Here is a 17,846-nt window from a genome sequence, read left to right on the forward strand (position 1 = left end):
GGTAGCTGTTTTAGCTAGATTTGATTTCTGTGAAATCGAGTCCAACAAATTTACTGCGCGCAAAAATGAGAGGCTCTCGTTCCGGATGATTTTTTAAGTTAATGACTTTGGCAACAATAATATTGTGATCGCCACCAATGTGAACGCAAACAGTTTCGCATTCGTAATAGGCTACACAATGATCAATTTGAGTAAGTCCACTGGCTGCAAGTTTATGGTCGATGCCATTAAATTGATCTACTTTCACCGTAGCAAAATGCATTGCTAGATTTTCTTGTGAGCGCTCAAGTACATGAATCAAATGCTTTTTCCCGAGCTCAACCCAAGGCATGAGGCGAGAATGTTTCTTCAGGCTCCATAGGATCAGTGGCGGCTCTAGTGAGACCGTATTAAATGAGCTAATCGTAATGCCGTGGGAATTATTTTCTTCATCCAGGCAAGTGATGACAGTGACCCCGGTTGCAAACGATGAAAAACCTTTGCGCAGCTCTTGTGAGGTAAACGGGGTCATCAGTCTTATTTACTTTGCTTCAGTTTTTGCAGAAGCTGCAATGGTTGTGCCAGGAATAGGAATCAATATTTCGTTTTCTTCGGCTTTTACACACTTAAAGCGATATTCTTTGCCTGCTTTAGATAAAAAGCTGGCGCCTTCATAGAAATCATCTCTACAGGTTTTAGTAGCGAAGTCCATTACATCCTGCGGGGCTGCGCTAGAGCTAATGAGGCGCATGTTGCCCATCGACATATTGACCTGGGTTGAATAGCACCCAGATAGTAGCGAGCTAGAAATCGCAGTTAATAGTAGAATTTTTTTCATGGAAACCTCCATAATCAGCAATGCTCGTTAGGATAAACCTATTAAGCAATTGCTGCGGGGAAATACCTCGCTCTTAAAGGATGAGACATGTTTAAAGCAATATTGGTAACTAAAAATGATCAAGGCTATCGCGCAGAATTGGCCCAGGTAGATGAGGCTAGCCTCCCAGAGGGCGATGTTCGTGTAAAGGTGCTGTATTCCACGCTTAACTATAAGGATGGCCTAGCCATTACCGGCAAAGGTCCAGTGGTGCGTAGTTTTCCAATGGTTCCCGGTATTGATTTTGCTGGCGAGGTGATAGAAAGCTCTAGCCCCGACTTCAAGGCTGGTGATATGGTGCTTCTGAATGGCTGGGGGGTTGGCGAAGGACATTGGGGTGGTCTAGGGCAGCAAGCTCGTGTAAAGAGCGATTGGTTGATTCCATTACCAAAGGGATTTACCGCTAAACAAGCTTTGGCAATTGGTACGGCGGGTTATACCGCGATGCTCTGTGTCATGGCGCTACAAAAGCATGGACTCAAGCCAAGTGTTGGTGAAGTTTTGGTAACAGGAGCTGCAGGAGGCGTGGGCAGCTTTGCAATTACGCTGCTTAGTAAGTTAGGTTTCACTGTTGTGGCCAGCACTGGTCGCATGGCCGAAGCGGACTACCTTAAAAAATTAGGAGCAGCTGAAGTCATTGATCGTGCCACTTTTTCTGCACCCGGTAAGCCATTAGCAAAAGAGCGTTGGGCTGCTGTTGTCGATAGCGTTGGTAGTCATACTTTGGCAAATGCTTGTGCACAAACCAAGAGTGATGGTGCTGTAGCGGCCTGTGGATTAGCGCAAGGCATGGATTTTCCATCTACTGTTGCACCATTTATTTTGCGAGGCGTTACCCTTTATGGCATCAATAGTGTGACCGTGCCACGCGCAAAAAGAATTGCTGCATATGAGCAACTAAGCAAATTGGTGGATTTGAATACTTTGGATGAAATTTCACATGAAATTTCGCTTGAAGAATCCATTAAATATGCACAAGAATTAATGGCGGGTAATGTACGTGGACGCTTGATTGTCGACGTCAATAAATAAAGAAATGGAAATATAAAAAAGTTTTATTGCGGTGCTTGGGGTTTGCGAATAGATAGTTGTGCCCAAACCTCAAGCTTCTCTGAATTTGTCATATCTGACCAATCAGCAATCTCATTCAGGGTACGATAGCAGCCACGACAGTAACCATTTTCAGGATTAATGTCACACCAATTAATGCAAGGTGATGGAGCTGTTGTCAAGGCAAACCTAGAAGTAAAAGATAAAAGAAATTATGCTAAATCATGAACACTCAAAACAAAGCAAGCGCTGAATCTGAGATCCATTATCCATTAGGAGATGCGCTTCCGGAAGTGGGTAGCAGTCTTGAGGTTGCGCCAGGTGTTCGCTGGATTCGTATGCGTCTACCATTTGCCTTAGACCACATCAATCTATGGCTACTGCGTGATGAAATAAACGGTGTTTCAGGTTGGACGATGGTGGATTGCGGTATTGCCAACGACGAGACAAAAGCATCATGGGAGCAGGTCTTTGATACTCAGCTTGAAGGCTTGCCAGTCTTGCGTGTCATCGTGACTCATATGCATCCTGATCATGTGGGCTTATCGCAATGGTTGTGCGAAAAATGGAATGCACCTTTATGGATCTCGATGACAGATTACTTGACCGCTCAATGGTTAAGTTGTAAAGAGGGTGGTGCTACAGTGGGCGCACGCGCTGGTAGCGGAGGTTCTGCAGACCATTTCCAAAGACATGGATTAACGGCTCCAGAAGATTTAGAAAAAATTCGAGCGCGTTCAAATTACTACAGCAATATGGTTCCCGGCGTGCCGCGTCAATATCGCCGCATTATTGATGGTGAAAGTATTTTTATTGGCGGGCATGCATGGCAAGTGATTATGGGGTATGGGCATGCGCCTGAACATGCCTCTCTGTTTTGCAAAGAGCTTGGTGTACTCATCTCTGGAGATATGTTGTTACCCCGAATATCTACTAATGTAAGTGTCTATGATGCCGATCCAGATGCAGATCCATTGGGCCTGTACTTAGACTCCATTGAAAAATATTTAGCTTTGCCTGAAGATACTTTGGTGTTGCCTTCTCACGGAAAGCCATTTATAGGAATCAGACCGCGCATTGTGCAATTGAAAGCGCATCACGATGAACGCTTAGCAGATACTTTGGGCGCATGTAAAAAACCGGCACATGCGCGTGAGATTGTGCCGGTTTTGTTTAAGCGCGAATTAGATATTCATCAGCTTACTTTTGCAATGGGTGAGGCTATTGCCCATCTGAATTACCTACTTCGTCGAGGTAAGTTGCGTCGCCAGCTTTGCGACGACGGCGTGTTGCGGTTTTCCGCGGTTTAGCGCTAGTCGTTTTTGTCTCGGACTCTTCCTTGGGTGCTGTAGCCGCTGCTCCTGCTGCAGAGACGGCATCGCCAAAGGATTTGAGGGCCATCATGGTGGCGTGCTGAACTTCTAAGCCCTGAATAGTAGACTTGAGGATGTTGAGGTTCAAATTGAGCCAGTTTTCAACGCTTTTAAGGTCCTTAATGCGCTTTTCTAGCTCATCTACATCTAGCCCAGGGAAAGCGGCTCCAAAGCCGCCAGCAGCCTTAGATGCGTCTGCAGTGAATGGGAATTGCCCAGCCTGAGCCGCCGCACCTTGTCCCCACATGGTTTTAAACATATCTAGGCTTTGATTAAATTCTGGAATGGTTCCAAACATAGCGGGCTCCGGGGTAAATGAAAAGTGTCTTTTCCAATAGAATAAGGGATTCTAGAGATTAATCCCGGTTTAGCAATGCAATCTAATGGTTTGTCCCAGCCCTACACCCGCGGTCAAAAGCTTCCTGAGCTTTTAAAGCAGCGCATCCTGATTTTGGATGGCGCTATGGGCACCATGATTCAGCAGTACAAGTTAACCGAAGCTGACTATCGTGGTTTGCCTAGTAACACCCGTTTTGCAGACCATCCTGGTGATATCAAAGGCAATAATGAATTGCTCGTACTGACTCAACCGCAAATTATTAGCAAGATTCATGAGCAGTATTTAGATGCTGGCGCAGACATTATTGAGACCAATACATTTGGTGCAACTTCAGTCGCGCAAGAAGATTACAAAATGGCTGGCCTGGCACGTGAGATGAATGAAGTCTCCGCTAGATTGGCTCGCGCCGCTTGTGAAAAATACAGTACGCCAGATAGGCCACGTTTTGCTGCGGGCGCGATTGGGCCTACGCCGAAGACAGCAAGCATTTCGCCTGATGTGAATGATCCAGGCGCACGCAATGTGACCTTTGATGCTTTGCGCGCTTCGTATCGTGAACAGATTGAAGGTTTATTTGCTGGTGGCGTGGATTTATTTTTAGTTGAAACCATTTTCGATACGCTCAATGCTAAAGCGGCTCTCTTTGCGCTTGATGAATTTTTTGAAGAGACTGGAGAGCGTTTGCCGGTGATGATTTCGGGAACGGTGACTGATGCTTCAGGACGTATTCTTTCTGGCCAAACTGTTGAAGCCTTCTGGAACAGCTTGCGTCATATTAAGCCGCTCACGTTTGGTTTGAACTGTGCGCTCGGTGCTGCACTGATGCGTCCTTACATTGCAGAGTTAGCTCGCATATGTGATGCTGCTGTATCTTGCTACCCCAACGCTGGCCTGCCTAACCCAATGAGCGATACCGGCTTTGATGAGACGCCTGAAATCACTTCAAGCCTGGTAGATGGGTTTGCTAAAGATGGTCTAGTTAATTTGGTTGGTGGTTGTTGCGGGACTACACCAGATCACATCCGCGCGATTGCCAATGCGGTTGCTAAGCGTAAGCCCCGTGCTTTCTATAAAGAGAATACTGAGGCGGTAGCATGAGCAAGATCGAGAAAAAAGCCATGCCAGCAATGAAGCTTTCTGGTCTTGAGCCATTTAATGTTACAGCCGATGTTGGCTTTGTAAATATTGGTGAGCGCACCAACGTCACTGGTTCAAAAGCCTTTGCTCGCATGATTTTGAATAACGAATTTGATGAAGCGCTCGCAGTGGCGCGTCAGCAAGTTGAAAATGGCGCTCAAGTTATTGACATCAACATGGATGAGGCAATGTTGGATTCTGAGGCGGCAATGACTCGCTTCTTAAACCTAATTGCATCTGAGCCTGATATTGCTCGTGTGCCCATCATGATTGACTCCTCCAAGTGGAGTGTGATCGAGGCGGGATTGAAATGCATTCAGGGTAAGCCAATTGTTAATTCGATTTCCTTAAAAGAAGGCGAAGAGCCATTTAGAAAGCAGGCGCGCTTAATTCGTCGCTATGGCGCTGCTTCAGTGGTCATGGCTTTTGATGAAGTCGGTCAAGCGGATACATTTAAGCGCAAGACTGAAATTTGTCAGCGATGCTATGAGATCTTAGTAAATGAAATTGGCTTTCCAGCTGAAGACATCATTTTTGATCCAAATATTTTTGCAATTGCTACCGGTATTGAAGAGCATGACAACTATGCTGTTGACTTTATTGATGCCACCCGTTGGATTAAAGAAAATCTTCCTGGCGCCAAGGTAAGTGGTGGTGTTTCTAATGTGAGCTTTTCTTTCCGCGGCAATGACCGTGTACGTGAAGCAATCCATACAGTGTTTCTGTACCACGCCATTCAGGCGGGTATGGATATGGGCATTGTGAATGCTGGTCAATTAGGCGTATACGCCGATTTAGATCCCGAACTGCGCGAGCGCGTCGAGGACGTGGTGCTCAATCGCTTTAAAGAGAAAGATGGCAAAACCCCAACAGAGCGTTTGCTTGATATTGCTGATCAATTTAAAGGTGGTGGCGCGAAGCAAGTTGAAAACTTGGTGTGGCGCGAAGCCCCAGTGCGTGAGCGCTTAACGCATGCCCTAGTGCATGGCATTACGACATTTATTGAAGAAGATACAGAAGAGTTGCGTGCAGAAATTATGGGCGCTGGTGGCAGGCCTATTGAAGTGATTGAAGGTCCGCTGATGGACGGCATGAATGTGGTTGGCGACCTATTTGGTGCCGGAAAGATGTTCTTGCCTCAAGTTGTTAAGAGTGCACGCGTGATGAAACAAGCCGTTGCCATTTTGATTCCATATATTGAAGAAGAGAAGCGTCAACATATTGCTGCTGGTGGTGAGGCTAAAGCCAAAGGCAAGATTGTGATGGCCACTGTGAAGGGTGACGTGCACGATATTGGTAAAAATATTGTTACCGTTGTTCTGCAATGCAATAACTTTGAAGTTGCTAATATGGGTGTGATGGTTCCTTGCGCTGAAATTCTGAAGCGTGCCAAGGAAGAGAATGCGGATATTGTTGGTTTATCTGGCTTGATTACCCCATCGCTCGAAGAGATGACTTATGTTGCACAAGAGATGCAGCGTGATGATTATTTCCGTGAGCGTCAAATTCCACTCATGATTGGTGGCGCTACTACTTCTCGTGTACATACTGCGGTGAAAATTGCTCCGCATTACGATGGCCCAGTAGTCTACGTGCCAGATGCATCTCGCTCGGTATCTGTGGCCTCTAGCTTGTTGTCTGATGAGAGTGCTAAGAAATTCATCCAAGAATTGCGCGATGACTATGTACGTATTCGTGAGCAACATGCAAACAAGAAAGCTGTACCAACAATTTCTTTAGAGGCAGCTCGCAAGAATCGTGAGATGATTGATTGGGCTTCATATGTTCCTGAGAAGCCTAAATTTATTGGCCGTCGTGTATTTAAAAACTTTGCACTAAGCGAGATTGCAAAATACATCGACTGGACACCGTTCTTTCAGACTTGGGACTTGGCAGGTAAGTTTCCTGCCATTCTTGATGATGAGGTTGTAGGGGTTGAGGCTCGTAAGGTGTATGCCGATGCCCAAGCTTTGCTCGATAAACTCATTAAAGGTCAATGGCTACAAGCCGATGCTGTAGTTGCCTTCTATCCTGCCAATGCGATTGGTGATGACATTGTTCTCTATAGCGATGAAGCTCGCGAGCACCCATTGTTTGTTTGGCATAACTTGCGTCAACAATCTGAGCGTCCAGTGGTAGATGGCGTGCGTAGACCGAATCGTTGTTTGGCTGATTACGTTGCGCCAAAAGATTCTGGCGTTGCGGACTATCTTGGTTGTTTTGCAGTCACCACTGGTCATGGCGTTGAAAAGAAAGTGGCTGAGTTTCAGGCGAAGAATGATGACTACAGTGCCATTATGTTAAAGGCCTTGGCGGATCGTCTTGCAGAAGCATTTGCGGAGTTAATGCACCATCGTGTGCGTACAGATCTTTGGGGTTATGTAAGCGATGAGATTTTGACGAACGATCAAATGATTAACGAAGAGTACCGCGGTATTCGTCCAGCACCTGGCTATCCAGCTTGCCCTGCTCATGAGGTCAAAGAGGATTTGTTACGTGTCATTGGTTCAGAAGATATTGGCATGACCCTGACTGAGTCTATGGCAATGAATCCTGCGTCTAGTGTGAGTGGTTTTTATCTAGCTCACCCAGACGCGCGCTATTTCAATGTCGGCAGACTTTCTGATGATCAGGTTGAGGATTTGGCAAAACGTCGTGGCCAAAGCGTTGAAGACACCCGCCGCCAGCTAGCAAGTCTGTTGGACTAAACGCCCCACATGACAGGTTCATCTTTGGACTTTGCTTGCTTCATGAGCTCTAGAAATGGGTAGGCTCGTTGTCCAAGGCGATCAGCCAACTTAGGCTTCTCGGTACCATTTTCGGAGTCTTCATTCACTTTTGCGCGCTCTTCAAGATCTTTGAGAATGGCGGTTTCTAGAGCAGTGATCAGGTCAGGAAGTTGCTCAACCGTTAGGATTCCGCGAGGTTCTAGGGGGCGCCCCAAAATATCAAAAATTCGTTTGGTCAGATCCGCCAGCATGATGACGTCTGGACCAGCTTTTGAGCGAAATTGATAGATCATTTCGATAGCTTACCACCTGATAAACTCACTTATCTATGTTGTCTATTAATAAAAATCGCTTAATTGAAATGCTGAGTACTGCGCTGGCAGGCTTGGCTCAGGAGCGCGGCCTAGAGGCGCCTCCTAAACCCCGTTTAGAGCGTCCTAAGGCTGTTGATCATGGGGATGTCGCATGCAATATCGCCCTCCAGCTTTCGAAGGCCTGGAAGCTCAATCCACGCGAGCTCGCTCAAGCCTTGGTTGAGCGTTTACAGCAAGAGAATGGCTTTAATGAGTTGCTTTCATCCTATGAAATCGCTGGTCCTGGCTTTATCAATTTCCGCCTGAGTAATGCTGCTAAAACTGCTGTAGTACAAGAGATACTCTCCTCCGGTACGCATTTTGGTGAATCTACTTTAGATGCTGGGTCTGCACCAAGCGCCATGATTGAGTTTGTCTCTGCCAATCCAACCGGCCCCTTACATGTCGGTCATGGACGTCAGGCGGCACTTGGTGACGCTTTGGCAAACTTATTAGCAACCCAAGGTATCAAAGTTCATCGAGAGTTTTATTACAACGATGCCGGTGTGCAGATTGCAAATTTAGCGTTATCAGTTCAGGCTCGTTTACAAGGCTTAAAGCCAGGTGATGCGAATTGGCCTGAGCAAGCTTATAACGGCGAATATATTGCAGAGATTGCGACAGCTTTTAAAGCCTCACCAGAATATAAAGACGACATTGAGGCGATTCGTCAGTTTGCAGTTGCCTATCTGCGCAATGAGCAAGATATTGATTTAAAAACCTTCGGCGTTAAATTTGATTGCTATTACCTTGAGTCCTCTTTGTACACCGACGGAAGCGTTGCTCAAATTGTTGGTGATCTACAAAACATAGGCAAGACCTATGAGGCTGAAGGCGCGCTATGGTTAAAAACTACAGATGATGGTGATGATAAAGATCGTGTGATGCGTAAGTCAGATGGCAGCTTTACCTATTTTGTTCCGGATGTTGCGTACCACACCAGCAAGTGGAGTCGTGGCTTTCAGAAGGTGATTAATGTGCAAGGTAGCGATCATCACGGGACAATTGCGCGCGTACGCTCTGGCTTGCAGGGTGTAGCGCAGAAGCGTGGTTGGGATATCCCTAAAACCTACCCAGATTATGTCTTGCATAAGATGGTGACTGTGATGCGTCATGGTGAAGAAGTAAAAATTTCTAAGCGTGCTGGCTCATATGTAACGGTCCGAGATTTGATTGAGTGGTCTGGTGGCGTCACTCCAGAGATGACTCCAGAAGAAAGAGAAGCAGCATTGCAGCGCGGTCGTGATGCTGTACGCTTTTTCTTGATATCGCGTAAAGCAGATACCGAATTTGTTTTTGATATTGATTTAGCCTTGCAGCAAAATGATGAGAATCCAGTGTTCTATGTGCAGTATGCACATGCACGCATCAGTTCAATCTTGCAGCAATGGGGCGGGCAAACAGCGGATTTAGTTGGGGCGGATTTATCCCTTTTACAAAGTAAAGCATCGGATCATTTACTACGTCGTTTGGCGGAATATCCAGAAATGCTGACAACTGCTGCTGAAGAGTTGGCCCCTCATGCATTAGCGTTTTACCTGCGTGATTTAGCGGGGGATTTCCACACTTTCTACAATGCCGATCGCGTATTGGTGGATGATCAGAATTTAAAGTTAGCACGTCTTGCGCTGTTGTCTGCAACACGTCAGGTGTTGCAAAATGGCTTAAAAGTACTCGGAGTATCCGCGCCAGCAAAGATGTAATGGCGAGGTGCGGGGTGTAGATGTAAGATGGGGGAAATGATGAAAACACCGAATCAGAAAACTGGCTTCGAAAAGCGCATTGGCAGTATTGATGGCAAAAACACCCAATATGGCGGCACTATCCTTGGCTTTATTTTGGGTTTGGGTGCTGGTCTTGGGATTGCGTTTGTAATCGCCTTTTACCTCTCCAAAAATACACCTCAAGAAAGACCGGGCATGCGTGCCCCCAGTCTTCCATTGACTATCAAACCTTCTCCTGCGCCTACTGAAGGCGAAGTAGCTACTCCTGCCGAGCCTGTAGATCTAAATAAGCCACTTCATGGCAAATCACCAGCGCCAACATCAGCAGATCCGATTGGCGATTTGGTGAACGACAAGAAATCTGCTGACAAGCCTGCCGAAGTAGCTCCGACAGCAAAATCTGACTCTATTTATTTCTTGCAAGTAGGCGCATTTAATAAGCGCGCCGATGCAGATGTGCAAAAAGCCAATTTAGCTATTCAGGGAATTCAGGCGCAGTTAAGTGAGGTGACGGCTGATGGCAATACCCTCTGGCGTGTTCGTGTAGGTCCATATAACAGCGTGGAAGATAGTAATCCTGTTCGCGATAAATTGAATGGCATGGGCATCAAACCAACCTTAATCAAATCTAGTAAATCATGATTTCATTTAGCAAAAGATTAATTACAGTATTTGCACTTCTTTCTTTGAGTGGCTTTGTAAGTGCTCAAGGGCAAAAAATTGAAGAAGGTTTTGATTACCGCATATTGCCTATTGCCCAGCCGGTAGAGACCAAAGGGAAAGTAGAGGTTATCGAATTCTTTTGGTACGGTTGCCCACATTGTTATGACTTTGAGCCTGAGCTTAGTAGCTGGGTAAAGCGTCAGCCTAAAGATGTTGTTTTCAAAAGAGTTCCCGTAGCTTTTCGTGATGACTTCATGCCGCATAGCCAGTTGTTTTATGCCCTTGAGGCGATGGGCAAAGGCGATGCTCTCAATGAAAAAGTTATGTACGCAATGCATAAAGAAAACAAACGTCTTTTAACTGAGCCAGAGATTGCCGATTGGGTTGCATCCCAGGGAATAGACCGCAATACGTTCTTGGCAACTTACCGTTCATTTGCGGTGATTTCTAAAGCACGTGCTGCCAAGCAAATGGCTGAGTCCTATCGAATTGATGGCGTACCTACTATTGTGATGCAGGGCAAGTATGTGACATCACCATCCATTGCTGGCACGAAAGCTAAGGCAATCTTAGTTATGGATTACTTGGAAGAAAAAATTCGTAAAAATAAGTACAAGCAATAGCTTTAAATAAGTATTGCTCTGCCATTCCTTAGATTTTTACGAAGCGACGCACAATCCAAAAGTAGATTGGGTACGGCAAGATTCGGAGAAACTTTAAAAATCTCGAGAATCGTTTTGGGAAGTGAATATCAAATTCTCCCCTATGAATACCATCCAAAATTTCGTTGACTGCTACTTCGGCACTAATTAAGGCAGGCATTTCAAAGTCATTCTGTGCCGTAGCTTCTGTGGCAACAAAGCCTGGGGAGATCATATGTACGCTGACACCCGTAGGTAGTAAGTCGTAATATAAATTTTCACAAAAATTGATGATCGCTGCTTTGCTTGGACCATAAGCCAGGGCTTTTGGTAGGCCGCTATATCCTGCCACACTGCCAACGATAGCAATGTGACCTGAGCGGGCTTTAAGCATATCGGGGGTGACCAATGCAACGGCCCTCATTGGTCCTAAAAGGTTGGCATTAATCGTCTTCTCGGCAATCTGAATATCAAAGCTATCCGCACGAAGGGGTACATACATGCCAGATACGAAAAGCAGGAGGTCAATGCCGCCCCAGGCATTGAGGATGGTTTTATACCCCTCCTGTAGTTGTTCATCATTAGTAACGTCAAGTGGAATAACGAGCGTTTGATTTGTATCCCCATTAAGAGCAATTTGATTTAAGCGCTCTGCTCTGCGACTGGAGAGGGCAACCTTAGCGCCTTGAAGTAACAAAGCCTTCGCACAGGCTTCGCCGATCCCACTAGATGCGCCAATGACCCAGACTCTTTTCCCTGAGAAATTATCTATTCCGGATTGTTTCATGCGCTTAGCGCATCAGAGGATGCTCTTGATGGTTGATGACTGAGGGTAAATTGCACTACATCAATGTTGCGCTCTGTAAAGCCGGCTGCACAGTACATTAAGTAAAAGTTCCAGAGACGAATAAAGGCTTCGTCAAAGCCTAGCTGGCGTATTTCCTGAAGTTTGTGATTAAAACTATCTCTCCATAAGCAAAGTGTTTTTGCATAGTCAGAGCCAAAAGCAAATTCTTGCTCGATTCGTAAACCGGCTTTTGCGGCGCTCGCCTTAAAGCTCTCCCGAGATGGCAACATTCCACCTGGAAAGACATATTGCTGAATGAAGTCAGTATTGCGTCGATAGCGCTCGAAAAGATCTTCAGCAATAACAATAGTCTGAACGCAAGCTTTGCCACCAGCTTTTAAGCATTGGGCAATCGTTTTAAAGTATTCTGGCCAATGCTTTTCACCAACCGCTTCAAACATTTCTACTGAGGCGATACCATCAAATTTTTCTTGGCAGTCCCGATAGTCTTGGAGCCGCACCTCAAATGACGGCGCACTTACCATTGCATTTTGTATCGCCAGAAGACGTTTCTCAGCAAAAGCTTTTTGTTCTGTAGATAAAGTGAGGCCAGTTATTGCTCTGTTGGTGCGCAGTGACTCTTCCATTACCCCACCCCAACCACAGCCAATCTCTAAGATATGATCTCCAGGTTTTGTTTCAAGAGATTCCAGAATGCGTCTAATTTTTGCGCGTTGAGCATCGGCCAATCCTTGCTTATCTCCCTCTGAGAACCAGGCGCTGGAGTAGCTCATGGTTGGGTCGAGCCACAGGGTGTAGAAGGCGTTGCCTAGGTCGTAGTGAGCGTGAATGTTTTTGCGACTACCTGTTTTACTGTTATCCCTTAACCAATGTTTAAGACGATAAAAAGTAGATCCATACCAATTGCCATAGATGGCTTTTTCTAAGATAGTTCGATTGCGAATGGCTAACTCAAGCAATGCCTTGAGATCTGGAGTATTCCATTTGCCTTGAATGTAGCTCTCTGCAAAACCAATGTCTCCATGAGACATGATTTCTTTAAATACCGACCATTCCTGAATATGAATTTCAGCATGCAATTGATCGCTGCGGTTACCGAATTCTTTTTTATCCCCATCCGGCAGAGTCATCTTCAAGTAGCCGCTGCTAAGCTGGGTCAAGAGCGTTAAAAGTGCCTTTGCGCTAATTTGGTGCTTATGTGAAGAGCTAGCTTGCTCTTGGGGGCGAGAAAAATTTAGTCTCGAGAGAAGGGATTGTCCTGGGCGATTCATCTGCTAACTTCAAGTTCTGGTGGTTTGGGCTTTGAATGAAAGGGTACACCTTTTATCCATAATTTCAATGCTTGCCAATGAATGCGGAAAATTACGCCCAAACTCATCAAAGGGTAGCGGAGCATTGCCACAATGATATTAGTTCGACTTAGTGAGCGGCTAGTGCCGCTAATGCTCGTATTGATGAGGGGTAGACCGTCTTCATGGAGTTCAATGCGATAAACACTGTTTTTCCCGCTACTACTGTCTTGGGGAAACAAGAAGCGGAAATGGTATTCGCCCCTTACTTCGCAAAATGGAGAAACATGAAATACTTTCTTGCTAGTAAGCGTTTCGCCGGAGTGCAACTCTTCGCCTGAATCTTTGTGGAGTAAGTAGCAATGACGTTCGCCAAAAGTATTATTTACTTCGGCAAGCACCGCTTGCACTTTGCCATCGGCTCGAGAGCATATCCAGAAACTCACTGGATTGAAGACATACCCCAGGACCCTTGGAAAGGTTTGTAACCAGATTTCACCGTTTATATGGGAGACTTGGTTATCAGCAAGAATTTTTTCGATCCAGGCAAGGCTATTCGCATCTCCTAGGCCATGATCCTTATCAAAAAATGTACATAACCCCCAGCGGTTATCACTTAGGCCGCAATCCTTAAGTAGATTTGGATTGGCCTTACGAGCACGCATTGGAATCGATACAGTGAACACCCCATAGCCAAAAGCATTCCTAGCAGGCCGAATGCGCTGGTGCTTTACTACCCCAAAGTTGATCTTTGCTTGCGCCATTAACTATCTTGTTTGACCTTAATAGGCTGACGAATGCTTTCAATTAAGGCTTCTGCGACTAGTTCACCGGAGCGCAAGCCGTCCTCATGAAAACCAAAGCCCGTCCAAGCGCCGCAATACCAAATGGATGATGAGCCTTGAATCAATGGGAGCTCTCTCTGGGCTTGGATTGCGTTCATATCAAAGACAGGGTGCGAATAGTGAATCTCTTGATGGACTAGTTTCGGATCTGGCTCTTCGGAAGGATTTAGGCTAACAATAATTTGTATATCTTTGAGTTGGTCTGGAAGTGGTTGTAGGCGATTAATGAAATAATTTACGCTGACGTGTTGCCTTGCATTTGGCTGATCACCAGATTTAGCGGTGTAGTTCCAGGCGGCCCAACAACGTTTTGCCTCAGGCAAGAAGTGGGTATCTGTGTGCAAGATGGCACGATTCTTTTGATAGGGAATAGCAGCCAAAATATTTCTGGCTTGCTGATCAATGCCGTGAACCAGGTCTAATGTTTGATCGCTGTGGCAAGCCATGATGACTTCATCAAAGTAGGTCGAGCCAGCCTGAGTGACCACCTCCACTTGACCGTTATCATGACCTGCATTAACTCGCAGAACGCATTCGCGCTTGATGGTTGCGCCATGTTTTTCTATCGCAGCAACAATTCTTTTTACGTACTCGCGCGAACCGCCTTTGATGGTTAGCCATTGTGGGCGATTTTGAATTTGCAAAAGTCCATGGTTATGACAAAAATGCACCATAGTTTGAATGGGAAATTCAAGCATCTGCTCGACAGAGCATGACCAGATTGCGCCAATCATCGGCAGGAAATAATTTTCTTTAAAACTTTGACTGAAACGATGACGTTTTAAAAAATCAGCAATTTTTTCATCTGGCTCTTTGTACTGATGGCCTGCATCAATCTGGTCATGCGCTAACTGGGTGGCTAAACGGTTAAAGCGCAAGATGTCATAAGCCATGCGCCAAAAAGAGGGGGACAGAAGGTTGGAGCGCTGACCGAAAAAAGAATTGATATCGTTACCTGCCCACTCAATCTTTTTATTTGAGCCCGACTTCATAGAGGCATCAATAGAAACAGAAAAAGACATCTCTGAGGGGGCTACAGGAGCTTTAATTTCCTCGAACAGTCGAACTAGGCGGGGATATGTTTTGCGATTGAAAACTAGAAAGCCAGTATCCACACCATAGGTCACTTTGTCTCCATTGATGTTGTAAGTGAAATCTACCGTATTACTATGCCCGCCAATGTGATCACCAGATTCATATAGGGTAATTTCAAATTCAGGGTGTTGTCTTAAGGCGTATGCGCAACCTAGTCCAGAGATACCTGCGCCAATGATGGCAATTCGTTTTTGACTCACTGGACCTTTTCTCCTAAAAGCTTTTCAATTTGATTGGTGATACTACTGCTAGTTGGTTTGGTCATACTTCCGTAAGAGTCAATCACATTACCATTGCGATCTATCAAGTACTTATAAAAGTTCCATTTAGGTGTTGTACCTGTTTTGGCAATCAACATCTTAAATAAAGGATTTGGGTTGCTACCCGAGACTGCGCTTTTTGAAAACATTGGGAACTTCACGTCATAGGTATTTTTACAAAAATCAGCAATGTCTTTATTGCTACCTGGCTCTTGCTGCCCAAAATCATTGGAAGGAAAACCCAGCACTACAAAACCTTGGTCTTTATATTTGGCATAAATCTTCTCAAGACCCTCGTATTGACTTGTAAAACCGCAGAAGCTAGCTGTATTTACAACCAGAATGACTTTACCTTGGTATTGGCAAAGGTTTTGTGGCGCCTCATCCTGTAAACGAGGGAGGGTATGAGAAAGGAGTGGGCTACAGCTGCTTGCGGCATTGGCAATTTGCAGTCCGGATAGGAGGGCACATAAGCCAAAGAGCCAATTCATTAGGTTGCGGTGCATATTGCGCCTTTAAATTTCACTAGGTAGAGACCAAGTCTAAGACATTCTGGCTAATATCGCTGGCATTACAAAATTGCCATTAATATTGAGTTATGAACCAGTTACTACCACCCTCTTTCGAAGCCAAAGTTTGTCCACCCGACGAGCTTGCGGTTCGCTTAGCAAGTCTTCCAAGGCCACTAGTGTTTACTAATGGAGTCTTTGATATTCTGCATCGCGGACATGCCAGTTATTTAGCTCAGGCACGAGCTTTGGGCGCTAGTTTGGTAGTGGGTGTAAATTCAGATGCTTCGGTCAAGATGCTGGGTAAAGGCGACGACAGACCTATAAATACAGAGGCTGATCGTCAGGCCTTGTTGGCTGCGCTGGAGAGTGTTGATATGGCTGTGTTGTTTACCGAACAAACTCCAGTCAACTTAATTGAAAAAATTCGTCCTGATATATATGTAAAGGGTGGAGACTATGAAATCGACGCCTTAGCTGAGACTCATCTTGTAAAAAGCTGGGGCGGTAAGGCAATTGCCATACCATTTTTGTATGAGCGCTCCACCACAAGTCTATTAGGCAAGATTCGCGCTTAAAGATTTTGTAGTAGCCACGCCCAAATGCCGCGGAGTACTAAGCCCTCAGTTTGTTCAATCGGCCAATTCTGCAGGTCAATTTTTTTTATTTGAGCAAGAAGAATTTTTGCATTACCGCCATCAAACCAAATTCTTTCAATTGGATGATTTAATTTTTTAGCTTGTAGTAAAGCATAGTGAATGGCGCCAATCTGTGCTGCATCACATCCACTAATAATGGCTTCATTAGTTGTAGTTCCAAATTCTTGCTGAGATTCTTCACGAACCGCTAAAGGGAGTTGCGCAGTTTTGCTCTGCAAGCTTTCTTGCATAAGCCCAAGACCAGGCAAGATCCACCCGCCATAATGCACTCCATTAGATCCTAGCAGGTCAATCGTGGTGGCGGTACCAGCATTCACAACTAGGGTGTTGCTGGTAGATAAAGTGCGGGCTCCAATGAGTGCGGCCCAGCGATCGGCGCCGAGCTTACTAGTATCTTGATAAAGGCTACGCATTCCTGAGAATGTGCTGTCGCCTTTTAATTGCTGCCAATTCAAATCACTCCATTGTGGAAATAATGACTTGAGATTGGTGATAGCTTCTTCCTCGGCTACGCTGCAAAAGCCAATGGCATCTGGTTTTGGAAGTGTCTTTGCAATATAGTCGGCTAATTCCTTGCGATGATCGGCTGACTGCAAAGACTTGCTGCTAATAGAGCCCGAGTAAGCCCACAACTTCTTTTGTTGGGTGCTTGGATTTTGATTGGATTCCACAGCCGCCCATTTAAGGCGTGTATTGCCAACATCAAAGAATAAATAAAGGCTCATGATTGAATCCGTAATGAAACATCACCCGCATGAATGGCGACCGTTTTGTTTTCCTGTTGCAATAGTAATGCTCCAGATTCATCAACACCTTTTGTGATGCCGTATACAGCATCTTTACCGGCGCCTGAAATGCAAACAGCTTGATCTCGATATGCATCCCACTTCATCCACGACCTCATGCATGGCTTAAATCCATGTAGATCGAATTCGGTGAGGTTGTGTTCCAAAGATGCGATCAATTTCAACCAAAGGTATTCAACATCCGGTAGCGAGTCTGTAATCTGGCTAAGAGAGCTTGCTCTGAATCCATTGTCTAGACTAACTTCAATTTTTTCTGCATTACGTAAGTTGATACCAACCCCAATAATCATCCAGGTTGATTCCCCTGCTTTTGCTTGACCACCTTCTATCAAAATGCCGGCGAGTTTAGCGTAATTTAGTAACAAATCATTTGGCCACTTTAAGCGAAGTCCTAATTCATAAAGTTTGGATTCGCTGAGTTCGCATGCTTGTGCAATCCCGGATATGACAGCTAGGCCAACTAGCAAACTCAAGCCACTCAATTCTGCAGGCGTTCTTTTAAATGGAAAGGCTAAAGAAAAGCAAAGGGAGTCTTCGGGATTGGCTAGCCATGATCGCCCGGCTCTTCCTTTGCCTGCTGTTTGTTTGTGGGCAATGCGCGCCACTGGATCGATTAACTCTCCGGCGCGCCAACGCTCCAAAAGATCATCATTCGTCGATTTGGTCTCTATAACGCGCTCAAGTATGCAATTTGCAGTCATTCCGCCAT

The 17,846-nt window shown here is 45.5% G+C and carries 20 protein-coding genes; 8 read left to right on the top strand and 12 right to left on the bottom strand.

Annotated features, from left to right (window positions below; genetic code table 11):
• Positions 1 to 10: 10 nt before the first annotated feature.
• Positions 11 to 511, bottom strand: coding sequence for a flavin reductase family protein (locus ICE93_RS02560; protein WP_216185270.1), 501 nt, complete (start codon positions 509 to 511; stop codon positions 11 to 13).
• A gap of 9 nt (positions 512 to 520) precedes the next feature.
• Positions 521 to 817 (bottom strand): hypothetical protein, encoded by a 297-nt coding sequence (locus ICE93_RS02565; RefSeq protein ID WP_216185274.1) that lies wholly within the window; start codon positions 815 to 817, stop codon positions 521 to 523.
• Positions 818 to 904: 87 nt separating this feature from the next.
• Between ICE93_RS02565 and ICE93_RS02570 the strand changes: the two genes are divergently transcribed.
• On the top strand, positions 905 to 1,888 hold the full coding sequence (locus ICE93_RS02570) for an MDR family oxidoreductase (RefSeq protein WP_216185276.1): 984 nt from the start codon (positions 905 to 907) through the stop codon (positions 1,886 to 1,888).
• Between the two features lie 23 nt (positions 1,889 to 1,911).
• Here ICE93_RS02570 and ICE93_RS02575 read toward each other — a convergent pair whose 3' ends face one another.
• Positions 1,912 to 2,088 carry a DUF1289 domain-containing protein gene (locus tag ICE93_RS02575; RefSeq protein ID WP_216185279.1) on the bottom strand — a complete coding sequence of 59 codons (177 nt, stop codon included), beginning with the start codon at positions 2,086 to 2,088 and terminating at the stop codon, positions 1,912 to 1,914.
• A gap of 42 nt (positions 2,089 to 2,130) precedes the next feature.
• On the opposite strand from ICE93_RS02575, the gene ICE93_RS02580 reads away from it, so the two are divergent.
• Positions 2,131 to 3,216, top strand: a complete 1,086-nt coding sequence (locus tag ICE93_RS02580; protein WP_216185282.1) for an MBL fold metallo-hydrolase — start codon at positions 2,131 to 2,133, stop codon at positions 3,214 to 3,216.
• Here ICE93_RS02580 and ICE93_RS02585 read toward each other — a convergent pair.
• Positions 3,128 to 3,577: a PhaM family polyhydroxyalkanoate granule multifunctional regulatory protein gene (locus tag ICE93_RS02585; RefSeq protein WP_216185285.1), complete on the bottom strand. Its 450-nt coding sequence runs from the start codon at positions 3,575 to 3,577 to the stop codon at positions 3,128 to 3,130. The two genes, ICE93_RS02580 and ICE93_RS02585, sit on opposite strands and share 89 nt — an antisense overlap.
• Before the next feature lie 75 nt (positions 3,578 to 3,652).
• Between ICE93_RS02585 and ICE93_RS02590 the strand changes: the two genes are divergently transcribed.
• The gene (locus ICE93_RS02590) at positions 3,653 to 4,717 is read left to right on the top strand and encodes a homocysteine S-methyltransferase family protein (RefSeq protein WP_216185288.1); all 1,065 of its coding nucleotides are present in this window, start codon (positions 3,653 to 3,655) and stop codon (positions 4,715 to 4,717) included.
• Complete coding sequence (metH, locus tag ICE93_RS02595) at positions 4,714 to 7,464, top strand: methionine synthase (RefSeq protein ID WP_216185291.1); 2,751 nt, start codon at positions 4,714 to 4,716, stop codon at positions 7,462 to 7,464. Before ICE93_RS02590 ends, metH begins: the two co-directional genes overlap by 4 nt.
• Here the strand turns inward: metH and ICE93_RS02600 are convergent.
• Positions 7,461 to 7,778 (bottom strand): DUF1840 domain-containing protein, encoded by a 318-nt coding sequence (locus ICE93_RS02600; protein ID WP_216185295.1) that lies wholly within the window; start codon positions 7,776 to 7,778, stop codon positions 7,461 to 7,463. The two genes, metH and ICE93_RS02600, sit on opposite strands and share 4 nt — an antisense overlap.
• Positions 7,779 to 7,813: 35 nt before the next feature.
• On the opposite strand from ICE93_RS02600, the gene argS reads away from it, so the two are divergent.
• From argS to ICE93_RS02615, 3 genes are read left to right on the top strand one after another with little or no spacing between them, the layout of a single operon-like run.
• Positions 7,814 to 9,541 (top strand): arginine--tRNA ligase, encoded by a 1,728-nt coding sequence (gene argS / locus ICE93_RS02605; RefSeq protein ID WP_216185298.1) that lies wholly within the window; start codon positions 7,814 to 7,816, stop codon positions 9,539 to 9,541.
• A 36-nt stretch (positions 9,542 to 9,577) separates the two neighbouring features.
• On the top strand, positions 9,578 to 10,204 hold the full coding sequence (locus tag ICE93_RS02610) for an SPOR domain-containing protein (RefSeq protein WP_216185301.1): 627 nt from the start codon (positions 9,578 to 9,580) through the stop codon (positions 10,202 to 10,204).
• Entirely contained in the window at positions 10,201 to 10,848 is a 648-nt protein-coding gene (locus ICE93_RS02615; protein WP_216185304.1) for a thiol:disulfide interchange protein DsbA/DsbL, read from the top strand. Before ICE93_RS02610 ends, ICE93_RS02615 begins: the two co-directional genes overlap by 4 nt.
• 28 nt (positions 10,849 to 10,876) lie before the next feature.
• Here the strand turns inward: ICE93_RS02615 and ICE93_RS02620 are convergent, their stop codons facing one another.
• The 5 genes from ICE93_RS02620 to ICE93_RS02640 form a co-directional block, all read right to left on the bottom strand.
• The gene (locus ICE93_RS02620) at positions 10,877 to 11,653 is read right to left on the bottom strand and encodes an SDR family oxidoreductase (RefSeq protein ID WP_216185307.1); all 777 of its coding nucleotides are present in this window, start codon (positions 11,651 to 11,653) and stop codon (positions 10,877 to 10,879) included.
• Positions 11,650 to 12,834, bottom strand: a complete 1,185-nt coding sequence (locus tag ICE93_RS02625) for a cyclopropane-fatty-acyl-phospholipid synthase family protein (RefSeq protein WP_255554458.1) — start codon at positions 12,832 to 12,834, stop codon at positions 11,650 to 11,652. The genes ICE93_RS02620 and ICE93_RS02625 overlap by 4 nt, the downstream gene beginning before the upstream one ends.
• Positions 12,835 to 12,941: 107 nt before the next feature.
• Entirely contained in the window at positions 12,942 to 13,727 is a 786-nt protein-coding gene (locus ICE93_RS02630; protein ID WP_216185313.1) for a DUF1365 domain-containing protein, read from the bottom strand.
• Positions 13,727 to 15,103: an FAD-dependent oxidoreductase gene (locus ICE93_RS02635; protein ID WP_216185316.1), complete on the bottom strand. Its 1,377-nt coding sequence runs from the start codon at positions 15,101 to 15,103 to the stop codon at positions 13,727 to 13,729. The genes ICE93_RS02630 and ICE93_RS02635 overlap by 1 nt, the downstream gene beginning before the upstream one ends.
• Positions 15,100 to 15,654 carry a glutathione peroxidase gene (locus tag ICE93_RS02640; RefSeq protein WP_370624619.1) on the bottom strand — a complete coding sequence of 185 codons (555 nt, stop codon included), beginning with the start codon at positions 15,652 to 15,654 and terminating at the stop codon, positions 15,100 to 15,102. The genes ICE93_RS02635 and ICE93_RS02640 overlap by 4 nt, the downstream gene beginning before the upstream one ends.
• Before the next feature lie 107 nt (positions 15,655 to 15,761).
• On the opposite strand from ICE93_RS02640, the gene rfaE2 reads away from it, so the two are divergent.
• The gene (gene rfaE2 / locus ICE93_RS02645) at positions 15,762 to 16,250 is read left to right on the top strand and encodes a D-glycero-beta-D-manno-heptose 1-phosphate adenylyltransferase (protein WP_216185322.1); all 489 of its coding nucleotides are present in this window, start codon (positions 15,762 to 15,764) and stop codon (positions 16,248 to 16,250) included.
• Here rfaE2 and ICE93_RS02650 read toward each other — a convergent pair.
• Positions 16,247 to 17,056: a type III pantothenate kinase gene (locus tag ICE93_RS02650; RefSeq protein WP_216185325.1), complete on the bottom strand. Its 810-nt coding sequence runs from the start codon at positions 17,054 to 17,056 to the stop codon at positions 16,247 to 16,249. The genes rfaE2 and ICE93_RS02650 overlap by 4 nt on opposite strands.
• Positions 17,053 to 17,838 carry a biotin--[acetyl-CoA-carboxylase] ligase gene (locus ICE93_RS02655; RefSeq protein WP_216185328.1) on the bottom strand — a complete coding sequence of 262 codons (786 nt, stop codon included), beginning with the start codon at positions 17,836 to 17,838 and terminating at the stop codon, positions 17,053 to 17,055. Before ICE93_RS02655 ends, ICE93_RS02650 begins: the two co-directional genes overlap by 4 nt.
• Between the last annotated feature and the right edge of the window lie 8 nt (positions 17,839 to 17,846).

Origin of the sequence: Polynucleobacter sp. MWH-HuK1, assembly GCF_018881815.1 — a bacterium.
GTDB lineage: Bacteria > Pseudomonadota > Gammaproteobacteria > Burkholderiales > Burkholderiaceae > Polynucleobacter.